The 18,737-nt window shown below is 45.3% G+C and carries 13 protein-coding genes; 6 read left to right on the forward strand and 7 right to left on the reverse strand.

Going from position 1 to position 18,737, the window contains the following annotated elements; genetic code table 11:
- Positions 1-391 precede the first annotated feature (391 nt).
- Together MHH49_RS05515 and MHH49_RS05520 are read right to left on the reverse strand one after the other, a co-directional pair.
- Positions 392-2,545 carry an alpha-galactosidase gene (locus MHH49_RS05515; protein WP_339211387.1) on the reverse strand — a complete coding sequence of 718 codons (2,154 nt, stop codon included), beginning with the start codon at positions 2,543-2,545 and terminating at the stop codon, positions 392-394.
- A 25-nt stretch (positions 2,546-2,570) separates the two neighbouring features.
- Entirely contained in the window at positions 2,571-5,123 is a 2,553-nt protein-coding gene (locus MHH49_RS05520) for a beta-mannosidase (RefSeq protein WP_341137970.1), read from the reverse strand.
- Between the two features lie 246 nt (positions 5,124-5,369).
- Here MHH49_RS05520 and MHH49_RS05525 point away from each other — a divergent pair, with 246 nt between their 5' ends.
- From MHH49_RS05525 to MHH49_RS05550, 6 genes are all read left to right on the forward strand, one after another.
- Entirely contained in the window at positions 5,370-6,716 is a 1,347-nt protein-coding gene (locus MHH49_RS05525) for an ABC transporter substrate-binding protein (protein ID WP_038568815.1), read from the forward strand.
- Positions 6,717-6,823: 107 nt separating this feature from the next.
- Complete coding sequence (locus MHH49_RS05530; RefSeq protein ID WP_036686923.1) at positions 6,824-7,717, forward strand: carbohydrate ABC transporter permease; 894 nt, start codon at positions 6,824-6,826, stop codon at positions 7,715-7,717.
- Positions 7,718-7,719: 2 nt separating this feature from the next.
- Positions 7,720-8,553, forward strand: coding sequence for a carbohydrate ABC transporter permease (locus MHH49_RS05535; RefSeq protein ID WP_051491485.1), 834 nt, complete (start codon positions 7,720-7,722; stop codon positions 8,551-8,553).
- Between the two features lie 31 nt (positions 8,554-8,584).
- On the forward strand, positions 8,585-10,417 hold the full coding sequence (locus MHH49_RS05540) for a cache domain-containing sensor histidine kinase (protein WP_076214905.1): 1,833 nt from the start codon (positions 8,585-8,587) through the stop codon (positions 10,415-10,417).
- Positions 10,418-10,434: 17 nt separating this feature from the next.
- Entirely contained in the window at positions 10,435-11,934 is a 1,500-nt protein-coding gene (locus MHH49_RS05545) for a response regulator transcription factor (RefSeq protein ID WP_341137971.1), read from the forward strand.
- The gene (locus MHH49_RS05550; protein ID WP_341137972.1) at positions 11,906-12,685 is read left to right on the forward strand and encodes a spermidine synthase; all 780 of its coding nucleotides are present in this window, start codon (positions 11,906-11,908) and stop codon (positions 12,683-12,685) included. The genes MHH49_RS05545 and MHH49_RS05550 overlap by 29 nt, the downstream gene beginning before the upstream one ends.
- Before the next feature lie 76 nt (positions 12,686-12,761).
- Here MHH49_RS05550 and MHH49_RS05555 read toward each other — a convergent pair whose 3' ends face one another.
- From MHH49_RS05555 to MHH49_RS05575, 5 genes are all read right to left on the reverse strand, one after another.
- A complete protein-coding gene (locus MHH49_RS05555) occupies positions 12,762-13,649 on the reverse strand; it encodes a sugar phosphate isomerase/epimerase family protein (RefSeq protein ID WP_036686914.1) in 888 nt (295 codons plus the stop codon).
- A 36-nt stretch (positions 13,650-13,685) separates the two neighbouring features.
- Entirely contained in the window at positions 13,686-14,708 is a 1,023-nt protein-coding gene (locus MHH49_RS05560; protein WP_036686912.1) for a LacI family DNA-binding transcriptional regulator, read from the reverse strand.
- A gap of 68 nt (positions 14,709-14,776) precedes the next feature.
- Positions 14,777-16,354 (reverse strand): DUF3502 domain-containing protein, encoded by a 1,578-nt coding sequence (locus MHH49_RS05565; RefSeq protein WP_341137973.1) that lies wholly within the window; start codon positions 16,352-16,354, stop codon positions 14,777-14,779.
- Positions 16,355-16,434: 80 nt separating this feature from the next.
- A complete protein-coding gene (locus MHH49_RS05570) occupies positions 16,435-17,331 on the reverse strand; it encodes a carbohydrate ABC transporter permease (protein WP_036686906.1) in 897 nt (298 codons plus the stop codon).
- Positions 17,332-17,359: 28 nt separating this feature from the next.
- Entirely contained in the window at positions 17,360-18,304 is a 945-nt protein-coding gene (locus MHH49_RS05575; RefSeq protein WP_305953532.1) for an ABC transporter permease, read from the reverse strand.
- Between the last annotated feature and the right edge of the window lie 433 nt (positions 18,305-18,737).

An 18,737-nucleotide genomic window follows, 5' to 3' on the forward strand; every position in this document is an offset into this window, starting at 1 on the left:
TAATATGAACGGAATATGAACAGGTAAAAAAGCTACAGCGTCTTACGCAAGGTAGCTGCACAGGATGTCATAACATAAGGAATATATGTGTATAGGCGGAGACGGTCAAGGCTGCCTTGCCATCCGCAGCTTCAGCTGGTTCAAATTCGTCATTGCCAACAAAAAAAGCAAACCACGAGCTAGGCTCATGGCTTGCTGGTGGCTTGCTCGTGTTTGCTCATGTCTTACTCGTAGCTTGCTCATGTCTTACTCGTAGCTTGCTCATGTCTTGCTCGTAGCTTGCTCATGTCTTGCTCGTAGCTTGCTCATGGCTTGCTCGTAGCTTGCTCATGGCTTGCTCATGGCTTGCTCGTGTTTGCTCGGGGTTTGCTTTCTGTTTATCTAATGAATTCTAATCCTGCACCTTCAATTTATAACATCCGCTAACAAAATCCTGCTGGATATCCGGCAGAGCCAGTCCAGCCTGCATTAGCCGATCACCACCGTAAACCTCACCACTCACCTCCAGAATGTAATCCAGCTCCGGATTCAAACCATTCAGCTTCAGGCTACGGCGGGGCGGGTGTGGCACAGCCATTACCCGGAAGTAATAAACTAATGCCTCACGCTGATCATCGGACACGAACATCCAGGCTGTCTCATTGCCCTCAAACGGGCTTTGCAGCCGGTACAGATTCCCTTGCTGCACAAGACTGCGGATTTGCTTATAGTTCGCAACCTGTTCCTTCACAATTTCCTTCTCTTCGTCTGTAAACTTCGTAAGATCCAGCTCATAACCGAAATTACCGGACATAGCTACATCTCCACGGAAGGACAGCGGGGTGATCCGTCCTACCTGATGATTCGGCACGGCAGACACATGCGCGCCTATCGAACTAACCGGATACACCAGACTTGTTCCATACTGAATCTTCAGTCGTTCCACAGCATCGGTATCATCACTGGTCCAGGTCTGCGGCATGTAATGCAGCATGCCTGGGTCGAAGCGGCCACCACCACTACAGCAGCTCTCGAACAGGATATGTGGAAATTCTGAAGTTATTTGCTCCAATAGCTCATACAGACCAAGCACATAACGATGTGCGGTTTCCCCTTGGCGTTCAGAAGGTAACTCTGCAGAACCAATCTCCGTTAAACAACGGTTCATATCCCATTTCACATAACTAATGGGCACGGTCGAGAAAATCCGGGACAGTGACTCATAAATGTACTGGCGCACATCCTCCCGAGTATAGTCCAGCACCAATTGCCAGCGAGCTTCGCTGCGGCGGCGTCCCGGCACATGCAGACACCAGTCGGGATGCTTACGATAGAGCTCGCTGTCCGGCGAGATCATCTCCGGCTCGAACCAAAGGCCGAACTGCAAGCCTAGATTGTTCACGCGCTGCGCCACATCAGACAGTCCGCCCGGAAGCTTGCGCAGATCCTCCACCCAGTCTCCGAGAGAGGAGTTGTCAGCGTCTCTTTTGCCAAACCAGCCATCGTCCAGCACGAATAGCTCTATCCCGAGCTTGGCTCCTTCCGCCGCAATCGACTCCAATTTATCCGCATCGAAGTTGAAATAGGTAGCTTCCCAATTGTTGACCAGAATGGGCCGTTCCTTATCTCTATATAATCCTCTGCATAAACGGGTCCGGTACAGGCGATGATAGGTTCTCGACATTTCCCCGATCCCCTCGGAAGAATACACCATCACTACCTCAGGGGTCTGGAATTGTTCGCCCGGCTCCAGCAGCCAGGAGAAATCAAAAGAGTTCAGTCCCATCGTAAACCGGGTCATCCCGAAGGAATCGACCTCTGCCTCAGCTTCAAAGCCTCCACTATATACAAGACTGAAGCCGTAGGCCTCTCCATGATTTTCATCCGTTTCAGGTTTCACCAGCGCAGCAAATGGATTTAACTGGTGGCTGCTCATCCCTCTGCGGCTCCCAATGGTCGTACCACCTTGCACCAGACGTCTACGAGTCAGATTACCTTCCCTTGACCAAGCTCCTGCCAAATAGATCATATCCATATCGCCAGACGAGAAATCGACACTAGCACTCAGTGCACGCTGCAATTGCAGCTGCGTTTTCCCCGCATTGGTGAACTCCACAGAGCGGGTGATTACGTTAGTATGTTCAAAAACTGTATAGCGCAAAATAACATTCAGCTTGGTGTAATCATCTTTAAGTGTAAGCTCCAACGTCTGTGCTTCTTGCGCAGACTCAACATATACGGATGGTAGACCCGGCAGTGAAGGTTTACCCTCAACTACCCGATACCCGCTGTATTTCAACTCTGTAATACGAGTGCCGTCTTCGAGCCGAACTTGATAAGCAGGTGTTCTGAAATCTCCCGTCCCGTATTGTGGGTATTCCTGCGGGAGCCGGTCGAGACCCGTATTTCCTCCCAGATTCAACAGCCCTTCCAAATTGCTGTCACTACGCAGCTTCTTGCCCCAATACGCATGTGCCGGATAATCATTTACAAGCTGAAGAATGTAACTCATCCCTGCACTCTGTAAATGGAATAATCCCTTATCTTCCTGAACTAAAATCCCCATGTGCCAGTCCTTCTCTCCTTAGGATTTACAGCAAATCTTCGCTCACAAAATCAACCATCGATTGAACCTTTAGCCCCTTAGGTGCGGCTGGAATCCAGTCTCTTCCATCGTTCCCGCGTTGTGAGAACTCTATCGTCTTGGTCTGACCTGGGAGAAGGTCAAAATAATTGTCAGAGAATATTCCTTCGTCTTCTGAAGTCAGGTATACGCCTCTAGCTAATACATCACTGGTCACGGTGAAGCTTAATCCGCCACTCTCTGGAGTTTCCAGCACGGTAATCACTGAGCGCTGTAACGCAATTTCTTTTTCCGGAATAAAATAATGCAGCTTGTGATCTATCACCCGGCCATCCGCCTGCAAGCAAATTCCAAGCAATACATCACCCACCCCTTGACCTTCTAGCAGGTCTGCCACAGGAGAAGAGAATACGATAGCAGCAGAATCAGCTCCCAGCTCAAAGGGATGTGTCCACTCTCGCAGCACCGAACCGTTAAACTGATACAAAGTAAGCACCAACTCAGCGCTCACTGCTGTTCTTAAATCAGATACGACATGAACGTCTACCTTCTCACGGTCTGTACCGTCGATAGACAACAAAACATCTTGGAAGCTTGAACGCACGGTATATTGCAGAGCTTTCCAGCGCCCGTTATAATCCATCCCCGCCCAAGAAGCCACCGGCCAGCAATCATTCATCTGCCAGTATAAAGTGCCCATACAATAAGGTTTATTTCTTCTGTGGCTTTCAATCGCGATTCGGATCGCTTCGGCCTGCAGGATTTGACTCATATATAAAAAGGCTTTGAAGTCCTTCGGCTGCGGCAGATACATATCCATATATTCTTTGATCAGCAGATTACCGCGACCATTCTTCTGATGTGCCAGCATCACCTCTGAGGTAAGCTCCATATCCTGCTCTTCTGCATAGCTCATTACGGTTTTCAGTTCCGGGAACGACTGGAAGCCGTATTCACTCATAAAGCGGCCAACCTTTGTATTATAGTTCTCAAATGGCTCGATCCCGTGCCACACACCCCAGTAATGCACATCCCCTTCGCCCACAATCCGCGTCGCATGCTGATTTATATCGCCAGTCAGCTCCCGCAGCGGCGAAGACGGCCAATAGTCCACACCTGGATGGAATGCGGCTACAGCCTCCGGCAGAATACGGTGGAAGATTTTAATATAATCGGCCCACATTGTCGCTCTTTGCTCAGCGCCGAGTTTTTCTTTCCAGCCCCAGCCCATATTTTCCTCGAACTGTGACCAGGCCGAATCAATCTCGTTATTGCCACACCATAAGGCGATGCAGGGATGATTGCGCAATCTTTTGACGTTGTATTCGGCTTCTTTTTTCACATTCTCAAGGAACGCCTCGTCCCCGGGATACATACTGCAAGCGAACATAAAGTCCTGCCAGACCAGCAGTCCGTATTCATCACAGAGCTGATAAAAAATATCTTCTTCATATATACCGCCGCCCCAAACGCGCAGCATGTTCATATTCGATTCTACTGCTGTGGCAATTTCATGCCGATACCGCTCCTCGGTTACTTCTGTGGTGAAGCTGTCATTTGGAATATGATTGGCACCTTTGGCGAAGACGGAAACTCCATTCAGCGCAAAAGAAAACGAAGCTCCTTTGGCATCACGCTCCCGAATCAATTCAATACTGCGGAGTCCGGTTTTTACACTTTTGCTAACCTCTACTTCCGTTCCCTGCAGCAATTCCGCTTGGAAGGTATATAAATGAGGCTCTCCAAGGGCCCTGCACCACCAGAGCTTTGGCTCAGGTATAACAATATTCATCTCTAATTGCTGCTTGCCTTCCTCTAAAGTAACCGCTTGCATCCACTCCAAACCATCGGCACTTATTCGCAGCATTCCCCGCCAAGCAGCAGGAGCATCCACTTCTACCATTGCGGTCAGGCGAGCTTCTTCCTTAGCAATCACATTTTGACGGATATAGAGGTCAGTAATTTGAACGGTGTCACGTCCCACCAGAGATGCTGCACGCCAGATTCCACTGGTCAAAAAACGCGGGCCCCAATCCCAGCCGTAATGATAAGGTGCTTTGCGCGCAAAAATACTAATCCGTTGTTCATCTAATCCCCCAAGCTCGGATTGATCATTCGAGGCAGGCAGCGCATAACCCAGCTTCGCTAATTTCGGTAAATCTTCCTTAACCACAGAGCGGAACTTCACCCGTATATTATTTTCTCCAGTCTTCAGCTGACCTTTGACATCCACTTTCCATGCCAGAAACATATTATCAGCAGCGAGCACATGTACATTATTCACGTACACATCTGCATAAGTATCCAGTCCCTCAAAAACTAACTCCGTACAAGCAAGCTCCTGCCACTCTTCCCCCAACTGCAGCGAGGTTTGATATTCCCAGTCCTTCTTATCGATCCACTGTAGATCATGTTCATTTGTTCCATAAAAGGGGTCTGAAATTTTTCCGTTCTTTAGTAAATCCGTATGAACTGTACCTGGCACAGTCGCCGGAAGCCATTCCTCATCACCACAGCCTCTAAAATCCCACTTCGCAAGATTCATATGCAAATGTTTCATAATACCTCCTAAAAGTTTTGTAAGCATAGACTTCTCAAAAATAGCATAAGACTCAAATTAATTCATTGAACCCTTTTGATATTCTTTGTATTTTGTTATCTTATTGTTAGGTACATGCTAATTATAAACGCAGAAACAAAACAAATAAAGACAATAAATAATAATACAATACATTTATTAACGGCTTCGATAAAGCTATAATGTTCATGTAAACGCTAACAATAAAAACGAAAAGGGGATTAAGCTATGAGAAATAAGTTATTTTCGTTATCCTTTGTTATGATTATGGTCTTATCTTCAACGCTTGCTGGCTGTGGTTCCAATAATGACAACACCACGAATAACGGTGCTGCCGCAACTGATAAGCCCGCAGCAACTAACACAGAGAATACCGGCGGTGACACGAATGCAACTGCAGAACCTGCAGCAGGAGCTGATATCAGCGGCAAAATCACCTTCCTAACTAACAGAACAGACATGATCGGTAAAGAATATGACGAATATGTAAAGCGCTTTAATGAAAAATACCCGAACATTAAAGTCGAGTTCGAAGCTTCCCAAACCGACTATAACCAACAGGCTAAAGTCAGAATGGCCAGCGGCGAGCTTCCAGATGTTATGTTTATTCCTTCCATCCCTAACTCTGACTTGCCGAAATACTTTGCTTCACTGGATGATCTCGGTTTGAATGACCAAATCACCTTTAAAGACTTCAAATCCTTTGATGGTAAGCTGTACGGAATTACTACAGGGAACTCTACTTCCGGAATTGTTTATAACAAAAAAGCATTCACCGATGCCGGCATCACCGAAACGCCTAAGACTTGGGATGAATTCCTGGCTGCCTGCGAGAAGCTGAAAGCAAAAGGTGTCATTCCACTGTCCTCCAACTTCAAAGACAAATGGCCACTTGGTACTTGGGCTTATGATACACCACGCCTAATTGAAGGCAATCCCGACTTTCCTAATGCTAAGCTGAACTCTGAAACACCATTCACTATGGACAACGGTTACGGTAAAGCCTTTAGCCTGCTTAGTGAGCTCAACGAAAAAGGTTATCTGGAAAAAGACATCAACTCCACCAACTGGGAACAATCGAAAAAGGACATCGCTTCCGGCAAGTTCGCCATGTATTATCTTGGCAACTGGGTTATTAACCAAGTCATCGGAGCAGGCGCTGCTTCAGACAATGTCGGCTTCTTCCCATTCCCTTATGACAATTCGGGTAAACCATCTGCTACCCTAAGCCCTGACTTCTTCTATGCCGTTGCCAAAAACAGCAAAAATTTAGAGGCAGCTAAAGCCTTCGTAAAATGGATGATTGAGGATTCGGGCTATGAGGATTTCGCTGGCTTTATCTCTCCATTAAAAGGCAAGGAATCCAATCTGACTCAGCTGAAAGAATTCCAAGCTACCGGAGTAGAACTGGTAGAAGGAACTGTTGACGATGCGAAGGTTACAGAGATCGGTAACAAGGCACAACTGGATCTTCCTGCTGTAGTACAGGAATTCGTGCTTGCCAAGGATCCACAAACTGTATTAGACAAGTGGAATAAAGCTTGGGCTAAAGCCAAGAAGGACCTCGGCTATTAATTTGAGCTTGTGATTAGAAGTACAGAACGGCGCAAAATGGATTATTGCCTTTACGGATAATCCATTTTGCCTTTCCATACCACGCTTTTATGAAAGAAGGGCTAGCGATGTTCGGAACACTTTCCTATAACAAACAGAAGACTATAATCATTGTATCCTTCCTCACGATTCCATTGTTGCTGCTTGCAACATTCACGTATTATCCGGCACTTAAACTGATCTATTACAGCTTTACAAATTGGGATGGCTATAGTCCCGAAAAACCTTGGGTTGGCCTAGATAACTACCGCGAGGTCTTCTCCAATCCTGATATCTTCAAGGTTTTCACACATAACTTTGCTTATTTTGCAATGGGAATTCTCCAGAATATCGTTGCTATTTATTTTGCGGTTGTGCTGAATAGTAGACTAAAAGGGAAAAATGCATTCCGCATCTTACTTTTCCTTCCTTATATCATGAACGGAGTCGCTGTAGCCTTTATGTTCGGTTATGTCTTTGACACTACTAACGGTTCATTGAATATGCTCCTGAATAGCATTGGCCTGACCGGCCTCGGACAGACCAGTTGGCTTGGAACAGAAGGACTAGTCAACTACTCCCTTGCATCCACAGGATTTTGGCGTTTCATGGGCTACAACATGGTCATTTATATCGCATCCTTGCAGGCCATTCCACGTGACATTTATGAAGCTTCTAAGATCGATGGTGCCGGCTCCTTTCAAACGCTGTGGAGAATCACTTTGCCCAATATGAAGGCTGTTATTCAGCTTAATTTATTTCTTACCGTTACAGGGGCACTGGAAGTATTCGATCTCCCCTTCGTGTTGACCAAAGGTGGTCCTGCAGGGGCCAGCCAAACTTATGTACAACGGGTTGTCGATACCGCATTTGCATTTAACAACTACGGCCTTGCATCTGCAATGAGTATAATCCTACTCTTCTTTGTCGTCATCGTACTGCTCATACAACAACTTGTTCTTAGCCGGGGAGGAGATAAGTAGCTATGACACACTCTAAGTTTCGTTTTACAGATATCATTAAATACTTTTCGCTAATTATCGGCGTATTCGTCGTGCTCTTCCCTCCATATGTGGTCATCGTTAACGCCTTCAAATCGACCGAAGAATTCAACAGCAGTAGCTCCACCGCGTTGCCAAAAAGCTTTTTAAACTTCGATAACTTCATTGCCGTGTTCCAGCGTGGAGGTCTACTCAATGGCTTTGGCAACGTATTAATTATTATAGCTATCACTTTAATTCTGAACATTTTGTTCGGGACTATGGTAGCATTTGTATTAGGACGCTTTTCTTTCAAATTGAAACCCATTGTTTTCGGTGCTTATTTAGTAGCCACTATCATTCCTAGTATCACGACACAAGTAGCGACTTTTGGTATCATCAAAAATATGGGTCTTTACAATACGCTTGGCGCCCCGATCGTGCTCTATATTGGAGCAGATGTAATTCAAATCATTTTATACCTGCAATTTATCCGTAATATTCCCGTGGATCTCGATGAAAGTGCGATGGTAGAAGGTGCCTCTCTGTTCAGAATCTATCGGTCGATTATTTTCCCTTTACTTACGCCAGCAACGGCTACTTTGATTATTTTAAAAACCATTAGTATCTATAATGACATGTACATCCCTTATCTCTATATGCCTAAACAAAGCCTTGGTGTAGTTACGACGATCCTGATGCGTTTTCAAGGGGTCAATTCGGGGGAATGGAATTTAATCTGTGCAGCTATTCTGCTTATTCTGCTGCCAACAGTAATTCTATATTTCTTCCTGCAGCGTTACATCTTTGAAGGCGTAACCAGCGGAGCGGTCAAATAAGGTAGCTTATTACAGGAAAGGAACAACGCAAATGCTATCATACATCCGGTTAACTTTACGCAAAATGTGGTTGTTCCTTGCCAATCTACCGATGGAGCGCAAGCTGATCGTTATCTTTGTTTTTCTGATCTCTCTGCCGATCACTTATGTAAGTTATCTATCATCCCGCTCCATGTTCAACTCGGTTCTTGTGAATGCGACTGACGGTGCGGGTCAAATGACATCGAATGCTTCAGATACCATTGACCGGTATATTGCCGACCTCAAGAGATATACAGCCCTGCCGCTGTATAACACCGATGTGCAAGTCTACCTGACACAGCAAAATACCGACTGGGAAAAAAATACGGGCATGGCGATGTTCCTTAGCTATTTGAATCATACTAAGGAAGAGATCATTGCCGTGTATTTGGTAGACCAGTACGGTTCGGTCTTTTATGATAAGGACGCCGGAATTAATGAGCTGTATCCAGAGGAACGATTAGCTAAATGGAGAGCCATGAGTGAAGATGCCGGAGCGGCGCCTGTCATTCAGGGCAGACATACAATCCGTACCAACTCGAATGTCCATAAAGAGGTCTTTAGTGTTCTGCGTACGATTAACTCTGTAAGTACTTTGCAGAATATAGGAATTCTCGTTTTCGATGTAGACATCAATCTGTTTAAGGGTATTATCGATCCCGTAAATGCAGTTACGCAAGGAAATACGTTCATTGTAGATAACAATGGAGAACTGATCTATGCCAGTGAAGATTCAGCGGTTCCGAATCTGGCTGCCGATACACAAACTCTGAATACAAAGCTGTTGCTGCAGCAAGTAAATCAGCAGCAGGATCATTTTCAAATAGACTTGAATGGCCAGTCTTATCTTGCAGTGTATACCGTCTCGAAACAGACCGGTTGGACCACCATGGTTACGATTCCTTTAACACGTATCCTATCCCCTGTACAAAAGAATCGGAATACGCTTATCTTGACCACACTGATCATCATTGCCTTTGCGCTTTTTGTTGCGACTATAATTTCCCATGCCCTGACCAAACCCCTTAAATCCTTGGTCCGCCTAATGAAACGGGTGCAGCATGGTAATCTGGATGTCTGGCAGCATTCCAAATATAATGATGAGATTGGGATGCTGGGCAGTCATTTTAATCGGATGATCGTAAGGGTCAAAGATCTGTTACAAGAAGTATCCATCACGGAGAAACGGAAGCAGAAGGCTGATATGCGGGCACTTCAGAACCAAATCAATCCCCATTTTATTTATAACACGCTGGAATCCATCCGCATGCTTGCAGAAAGCAATGATGATCCACGTGTGGCGAAGCTAACCTATTTACTGGGACTTCAAATGCGTTACAGCATTGTCCGAAACGAAGAGGCTGTTACAATTAGACAAGAGCTGGATCATGTACGGAATTATTATCAGCTGCTGGAAATCCGATTCCCAGACAAATTCAGACTTAACATTGACGTGCCGGACGAACTCCTTCATCTTCCTGTTATTAAGCTTGTCTTTCAACCGATCGTAGAAAATGCAGTCTTTCACGGCTTGGATCAAAAAGTAGGACTGGGCACCTTGAGCATCACCGCATGGAGCGAGCATGGAGATGCCGTTTTCTGTGTAGAAGATGATGGGATCGGTATGGATGAAGCTACTCTTCGTTCCTTAAACAATAGTCTGCAAACTGGAACGGACAATGAAAGGTTCGGGATTGGACTACGTAATGTAAATGAGAGAATCCGCCTGCATTACGGCAGCTCGTTTGGACTGCTTGTAGAGAGTGAGCTTGGAGTCGGCACTCGTGTTACCCTGCGCATTGAGGATATTAACGCTAAATATAGCGAAGATGAATTTATTTAGGAGAGGGGCTGCTCTGATTGCTGCGTATTGCGATTGTTGACGATGAGATCTTAATCCGCGAAGGACTGGCTCGAATGATCAGTAAAGAAAGCGCCGAATTTCTGGTCATCGGCACCTACTCCGACGGAAAACATCTATTAGATGAGTTAACCACACTTCAACTTGATGTCGTGATTACAGATATTCGTATGCCGCAAATCAATGGTTTGGAGCTGATTAAGCAGTTAAAAGCCACCCACCCGCAGATCTACTCTATTCTAATGAGTGGATTTGTTGAATTTAATTATGCCCGAGAAGCCATCCGCAGCTCAGCTGTAGACTATTTATTAAAACCAATCAATAAAGAGCAGCTGTTCGAGCTGCTATATCGGCTAGACAAAGAACGGCAGCTCGCGCGCGACAAGGAAGAACGCCACCGTTCCGGGCTTTTATTGACATTCTTACATATCGAAGAGCCCTCTTCCCCTCTTCTTTTATCCAGCCTTACCTTGCCCCAGCCTTATTTCTCGGTCTTTGTCCTCAAAGGGAGCGCCAGAGAAACCGTCTGCTCCTGCGCAGACAGTCTGCGGCAAGAGAAGGCGTTGAGCTTCGACAGCTTAGAGCTTCAAAAGGGACTATACGTCTGGATTGTATATTCTGCTGAGCCGCTGTCAGACAACGATTTAAAAGATATCGGTGACATTATGCGGATATCTGCGCACGGAAAGATCCTACATGTAGGTACCAGCGGTTGTTATAATGAGGTTTCCAAGCTTAGACAGGCATACCTAGATGCTAAACAAGCGTGCAACCTGGGCATATATAATCCGGAGCCTGTGCATTACGCGAATATTCAGGATATTCAACAGCCGGAGATAAACATCCTGGATCACTTTAATACAATTAGAGAACCGCTGATCCATAACCTGCAGATTCTGAATGTGACAGGCATCTTAGAATGGGTTCATGACCTGTTCTCAGTGTTGAAAGCGCAACAAGCCGGCCCTGACCAAATTCTCCGTGTCTGTCGATGGATTGAAGAAACCGCACAAAAGGAACTGCAAGAATTCGAGGCCCGCAATAAAAGTGCTCCCGACCTCAGGTTGGATGACAGAATCGCGTCCAGCTTAAGCTTTAGCGACATTGAGGAGATGTTTACCGCCCACTTTACAAATATTCTGACCGAAATCAGAACCCATCGTCTGGAAATGTCCGGTACAGCCATAGAAACCATCAAACGCTGGATATCCGCTAACTATAATCAGCATGCGGATCTGAACACTTTGGCGAATATGGTTTTTTTGACCCCAAGCTATTTAAGCAAGCTGTTCAAGCAAGAGACCGGACTTACACTGACGGACTACATCACCGAAATTCGGCTGCGCAAAGCCAAACATCTGCTCAAGAATGCTCCGGACCTAAAGGTTCACGAGATTGGGGCAGAGGTTGGATATGGCGACCCTGCCTATTTCAACAAGCTTTTTAAACGTGTTGTCGGGGTTACACCCAATGAATATAAACGAATTTCTATTGTATAAGGAGATTGATCACTTGCATTTAGAGCTTCAAAGAAATAGCGAAAATCATGAAATAACCGTCTACGACACAACAGAACTATATGGTGAAAAAGGCTCCTTCCGCGTTATGCAGTTCTCGAATCATGCCACTCAAGGTGCGATGGATCTTAATGACCCGCAACGAATTCTTTTTGAATATCCGCGGGCCATCATTCACTTCATGGAGTTCAACCTTCCCTCTTTTGAGGATGTTTTTCTTATTGGGCATGGGATTGGAACAATTGCCGGGCATTTTCCGGAGAAAAGATTTAAAGTAGCCGAGCTAGACAACGAAGTAGTCGAATTAAGCCGCCGCTGCTTCGGATACAGTCAAGATAACGTAGTGATCGGTGACGGACGTCAGATCCTTGAAGGTGAAAATCCGCAAGTATATGATTACATCATTTTGGACGCATTTACTGCCGCTGGTACACCAAGGCATTTAGTCTCCCGTGAATTTTTCAGTATTACCCGTTCGAAGCTAAACACAGGCGGATATATTCTCATGAATCTAATGGGAAAAGGTGAAAATGACCCGCTTATCAACGCGATTTATACGACGCTTACTGAAGAGTACGCCTATATCAAAGCCTTCTCCCTGCCTTCAGAAGGGGCCGCTGATATCCAAAATATCATTATGGTTGGCGGCAGCTCCCCTGTCCGCTTTCAAGCCCGCCATTTGGCTGGCTTCAAAGAAATACAGCTGGGACAAGGATATCTGATTCAGGATTAACTATAAAAAATGACCTCATCCTCCACTTCACTGTGGATTTCGAGGTCATTTTTGGGTTGTTTTCATATAGCACCATTTAAACCGGATTAGGCACAAAGCTGCCACCACGGCAATATTTCAAGTAATTCAGTGCATGCACCTGGCCGGTCATTTCCAGCTCATCACGATACACTGGATCATGCCAGCCTTCGATATCAATCGTACCTTTATAACCCGCTTGGCGCAGGATGGTGATTACATCTACCCAATTGGTATCCCCGAAGCCAGGGGTCCGGTCCCATACATACGGTTTAGGGCCATGAATACCGTATTCCTTGACGATGTCCCAAGCGATGGTCGCATCCTTGCCATGCACATGGAATACTTTATCCATCCATTTGCGCAGCTGCGGAAGCGGATCAATTAATGCGATCATCTGGTGGCAAGGCTCCCATTCCAATCCCAGATTATCTGCCGGAACGGCATTGAACATCTTCTCCCAGGCCGAAGGATTGTGAGCGATGTTCCACTCTCCGCTCTGCCAGTTTCCGCCCATAGCACAATTCTCAAAAGCAATTCGCAGGCCGCGATCTGCCGCTCTCTTCGCCAGTTCTCCGAACACCTCTGTAAACTTCGGGATGGACTCGTCAATGGACAAACCTGGCAATCGGCCGGTGAACCCGCCTATAATATCTGTACCAAATAAATGTGCATGATCAATCAGCCGCTCCCAGCTGGCCAAGGTGTCGGCATTATCGCCGCTGCCATCCAGCGGATTGCCATAGATGCCCACAGAAGAGATGACAAAATCATGCTCAGCAGCTAACTCCCTCAGTCGTGCAGCCGTTTCGATCAAATCGGTTTCGCCGGTGGTCTGCCAAAAGTTCAGATTAAATGATTCAAATCCATGCCCCACAATTTGTGGAATGACCTTAACGGCTTCTCCACCACGAACAATCGTACCTATTCTCAGTGTATCTTGCATTTCGGTTCCACTCCAATAAAGGTTTATAGTGTGATCTTAACGAGGTTTAATCATCTTGCAGGAACCACGCTTGAGCAATACCGCATCATAGACAATATGCTGATGGTTTGACCGTCCGGAAATGAGGTCGAACAGAACACCTACACTGGATAAGGCCATTTCCGTACCCGGCTGGCTGATTGTATCCAGAGAAGGATGATAATATTCAGCCATCTCGATCCCGTCAAAGCCAATGATTGAAATGTCATCAGGGATAGATAACCCCGCGGTAAGCACCGCTTTGGCAGCACCGATGGCAATCGTGTCGGAAGCGGCAAATATAGCTGTAATTCCCTTGTTCTTGTTGAGCAGTCTCCGCGCAGCATTAAATCCCGAGCTGGGACTGTATTCACAATCCTCGACCAGCCCCGAATCGTAGGGCAGACCCTGCTCTTCGAGTGCTTTTTTGTAGCCCAAATACCGCCGGTTGCCCGTGGTTTCATCCAATAAAGGAGACTTGGCTAAAAAGCCGATATTCGTATGACCTAATGAGATCAAATAATTGGTAGCCTTATAGGCTTCCTTCGTTTCATTGATAATAACGCTGGAAAAAATAAGCGGGTTCACCTCCTGCGTTGAGGTGATCGTTGTCAGCACAAACGGAACCGTCAGCTGTTTGAACTTCTCTTCAGAATGATCATAGGTTCCACCCATGAAGATAATCCCGCACAGATTCTTCTCCTTCACCAGTTGAATTGCAGCATTGATTTCATCGGTCCCATCCTCTACTTGCTGGATAAGAAACGGGTAGCCCCGCAGATTGACCTGCCGTTCAATTTCTCTGATCATATTAGAGAAAAAAGGATTGGTAATCCCCTTGACCATAAGTGCAATGTTCTTAGATTGTGTAGTTTTCAAATTCCGTGCGTTGGAATTGGGAATATAATTGTATTCCTTAACCACACTCATCACTTTCTCACGTGTAGACTTGCTCACCGGTCCCTTGTTATTGATTACCCTGGAGACCGTCGAGATGCCCACACCGGAAATCCGCGCGATATCCTTGATATTTACATCCACTTTACTCCCCCATTTATGGGTAAAGGAGCTATATCGAATTATAGCTCCCTTACACCCCTTAACTTTCTTTAGTTGACAGGAACAAACGCAGCCAATTGCTTCTCTACTTCGGCAATGACCTTGTCAACTCCTGCTTTTTTCAACTGATCGCGGTACTCTGCAACAGCTGCTTTTGGATCTTTGCTTGTTTTACCAAGCATCAATTGAATACCGAGCTGTGAATTTACGTTGGAAATCGAAGCAATTTCAGTTGTAACATTGGTTGGATCAAAGCTGAAGCCATTGTAAGGATCATCGATAGCCACTTTATCCCATTCTGCGAATAAGGAGTTACGGATTGGGTTTTCTGTATCCGTAGGAACTACGAATTTGTCATTACGAAGTGACCAAGCAGCGAAACCTCCGCCGTCCGTTTTATCATTGAAGCCTGCAGGCTGCTTTTTAACACCATTTTCCATCACATATTGTTTGCCTTCAATACCGTTTTGGATGAGGTTGTAGTAGCTTTCATCGGTCATGAACTTCTCGATCACCATCAGAGCGCGCTCTGGATTAGCTGAGTTCGTGCTGATTACAGTCGAGTTATCAACGCCCATTTTACGTTTGATCTTCTTATTAGCTTCCGCAAAAGTAAAGAAGTAAGGATCTGATTCCGGTTGTGCTTTCAAATCCGCACCGTATTGGCCGATCCAGTCCTGAGCATGAGTCAAATAGCCTGCGGAGTTGGCTGCTCTGAAGTTATCCTTGCTGCCAAGGGTTGCAGACAGCACATCTTTACTCCAGTAGCCTTTATCCGCCCATTCACGCATCTTCACAGCCCAATCTTCAAATTCCTGAGTAAAGGCTGGATGGAAGACGGTCTTGTAGTCCTCTGGACTTTTGGTCACAAGATTCAGCTCATTCAAAGATATACCAGGTGCGTTAAGCCACATCCCTGTAGTATCTACGAGCATTCTGAACATATTGGCCGCATCTTCTGCCTTGCCGTTAATTGGCGGGAAGGACTCATTAGCAACCACATTATCCATGTATTTAACCATATCATCAATGGAAGTGATTTTGTCCATTCCATATTTCTTCAGCAAGTCAGAACGGTAGGCATAACCGGCAGGTGTATATTCGCTATAAAGACTTGGTACACCATAAATTTTGCCTTTGTATTTTGTATTTTCCCACACACTTTCCGGAATTTCCGCCTTCAGCTTAGGAGCAACTTTATCCAGCATTTCTGTAAGGTCCACTAGAGCACCTTCACTAGCCAATGTGAAATAAGACACCGGAGCTCCGGGAGATGCATGCGACATATCAAATTCTTCGCCTGAAGCAAATAGCAGCGGGTACTTAGTAGCGATATCCGGCCAGTCAATATACTTCACTTCAATCGTAGCGTTTAGATCAGCTTTGAGCTTCTTGTTAATCTCAGCGAGGATTTCTTTATTTTTAACTCCTTCGCTGCCCCACAGGTAGTACACCAGCTTAGCTTCCTTGGAAGTATCCACTCCGCCTGCATTGGTTGAAGCCTCTGGAGCTTTCGTGGCTGCCGGATCATTACTCGGCTCATTGTTGTTCTTGGATGTGCAGGCTGTCAGTGCTCCAGTAAGCATGAGGACAGCAATTAAAGAAGACGCGATCTTTTTACCTTTCATTTAGGTAAGCCTCCCTTTTCTCTTCTATTTATGAAACTTTCATTTATAATAAACGCTCTTCGAAAAGAAGATTGCGTCCATTAACCCTTTACAGCCCCGATGGTGAGGCCTGTTACGAAATAACGCTGTACAAATGGATACAGGAGAATAATCGGTCCAGTGGCCAGCACAGCTGTAGCCATCTTGATGGATTGCGTCGGAAGATCAGCAGTATTGATGACCGCTCCCGAGTTGATTAGCGCTCCTAAGTTCGTCTGATTGACCATTCGCTGCAAAAAGTATTGGAGCGGATATTTCGTCGGACTGTCAATATACAACATCCCGTTATACCACTCATTCCAGAAGCCTAGTGCTGAGAAAAGCCCGATGGTAGCCAATGATGGAACCGCCAGCGGAATAAATATCCGCCAATAGATGCGAAAGTCGCCAGCACCGTCAATGGTAGCGGATTCATATAAGGAATCCGGAATCGCCTTCATGAAATTACGCATCAGGAAGATGGACCATGCGCCAACTACACCTGGCAGAATCATAGCGAATAAGCTGTCCTTCATATGCAGGTGCTTCACCATCAGGATGTATGTCGGAATCAAGCCGCCACTGAATAGTGTTGTAAAGTAAATCAAGAAGGAAAAGAAGTTGCGATACTTGAAATCCTTACGGTTGAGCACGAATCCGGCCATCGACATCATAAACAGTCCGAGTACCGTACCCACTACGGTAATGAAGATAGTTACCTGATAAGCATTCACCAGCTGAGTAGAGTTGTTGAATAGCATCTCGTAAGCTTTAAAGGAAAATGCCTTCGGCAGCAGCTTATAACCTTCACGAACAATTTCCTGCTCGTTCATGAACGATGAGGAGATCATCAACGCGAAGGGGAATAAACAGAATAGCGCAAAGATTGCGATACAGATATAACTGACTGCTTTTATGAGAATGCTTCCGGAATCCTGTTTGATGGTCGTATTTTCCATATTTATCACCCCTGTTTCGTGTCTAGTCTTAGAACAAAGCGCTGTCCGGTTCTACCTTACGTACAATAAAGTTAACCACAAGCACCAGAATCAGGCCGAATAAGGATTGGTAGAAGCCCACTGCGGCACCCATAGAGAAGTTGAATTGTCCCACCAGTGAACGGAAGACATAGGTATCGATGATATCTGTCTGCGGATACAGTACGGAGTTCGTACCGATCAGATTATAGAAAAGGTCAAAGGATCCCTTGAGAATTCCACCCATACCGAACAGTAGAAGCAGAATAAAGGTTGGCTTCAGAATCGGCAAGGTCATATAACGGATTCGCTGCCAGGTAGTCGCTCCATCCATATAAGCAGCCTCGTACAGATCATGATTAATTCCTGTGATCGTTGCCAGATAAACAATCATTCCATATCCGGTACCCGCCCAGATCTTGAAAGCCACAATAATATATTTCCAGATGCCCGGATCGGAATAGAACTCGTAACGGTCTAGCCCCATTCCAGTTAACATCGTATTGATAAACCCGGAATTGAAATTGAATATATTGTAGGCAAACACACCGACGATAACCATGGAGATGAAATTCGGTAACAGGATAACGGATTGTGATATTTTTTTGAACCACTTGCCTGAGATCTCAGACAACATAATGGCAAATACTATTTGAATGATATTACCTAGAGCTAGAAAGACGATATTATAGAGCAGCGTATTTTTGGTAATATTCCATAGATCCCCATTTTGAACCAGAAACTCAAAGTTCTTAAGGCCGATAAAGTTACTTCCAAAAATCCCCTTATTGAGCTTGTAATCTACAAATGCGACGTAAGCTCCAGGCATTACAGCATAGTGAAAGATAACGAAATATACGATTACAGGCAGCAACATTAGAAAAAGAACTTTGTTCTTAATGACTTCCCGAACAATGTTTCCACCCACAAGCTTCAGTCTCGCCAAAGTGCCCACCTCCAATTTGAAAGATGCATTCAGTCACATGCATAAATTACCTTCCTTTCTTGTCCAGCAGCCAGAATAAAAACAGTTTGCCCAACCTTCATAAAAAAGTGTATCGAGCGTTGTAGAAACGTTTCCAGTGTTTCTGTAAAACTCTCTGTGTGAGAAGCATACTCCCAAAATGTATGCGCTGTCAATTCATTTTATTTTTGAATTACAAGTACTAAAGTTACATTTTTCACGTAAAAAAATATAAATTAGCTGTTTTTCCAAAGGCGATTGACTTTTTTTGGTGTTCAGACTAATATCGAGGTGTATCGTTTGTGGAAACGTTTTTATACTTTTCTTTCATAGACATGTCAGTCTCCATATGTAACATCTTAATGATGCAATCCTCTTCTGATTTAATTCATGCCTCATCCCTGTATCCGAAGAGAGAAATGCT

Source organism: Paenibacillus sp. FSL F4-0122, assembly GCF_038002845.1.
GTDB classification, from domain to species: Bacteria; Bacillota; Bacilli; order Paenibacillales; family Paenibacillaceae; genus Paenibacillus_AQ; species Paenibacillus_AQ odorifer.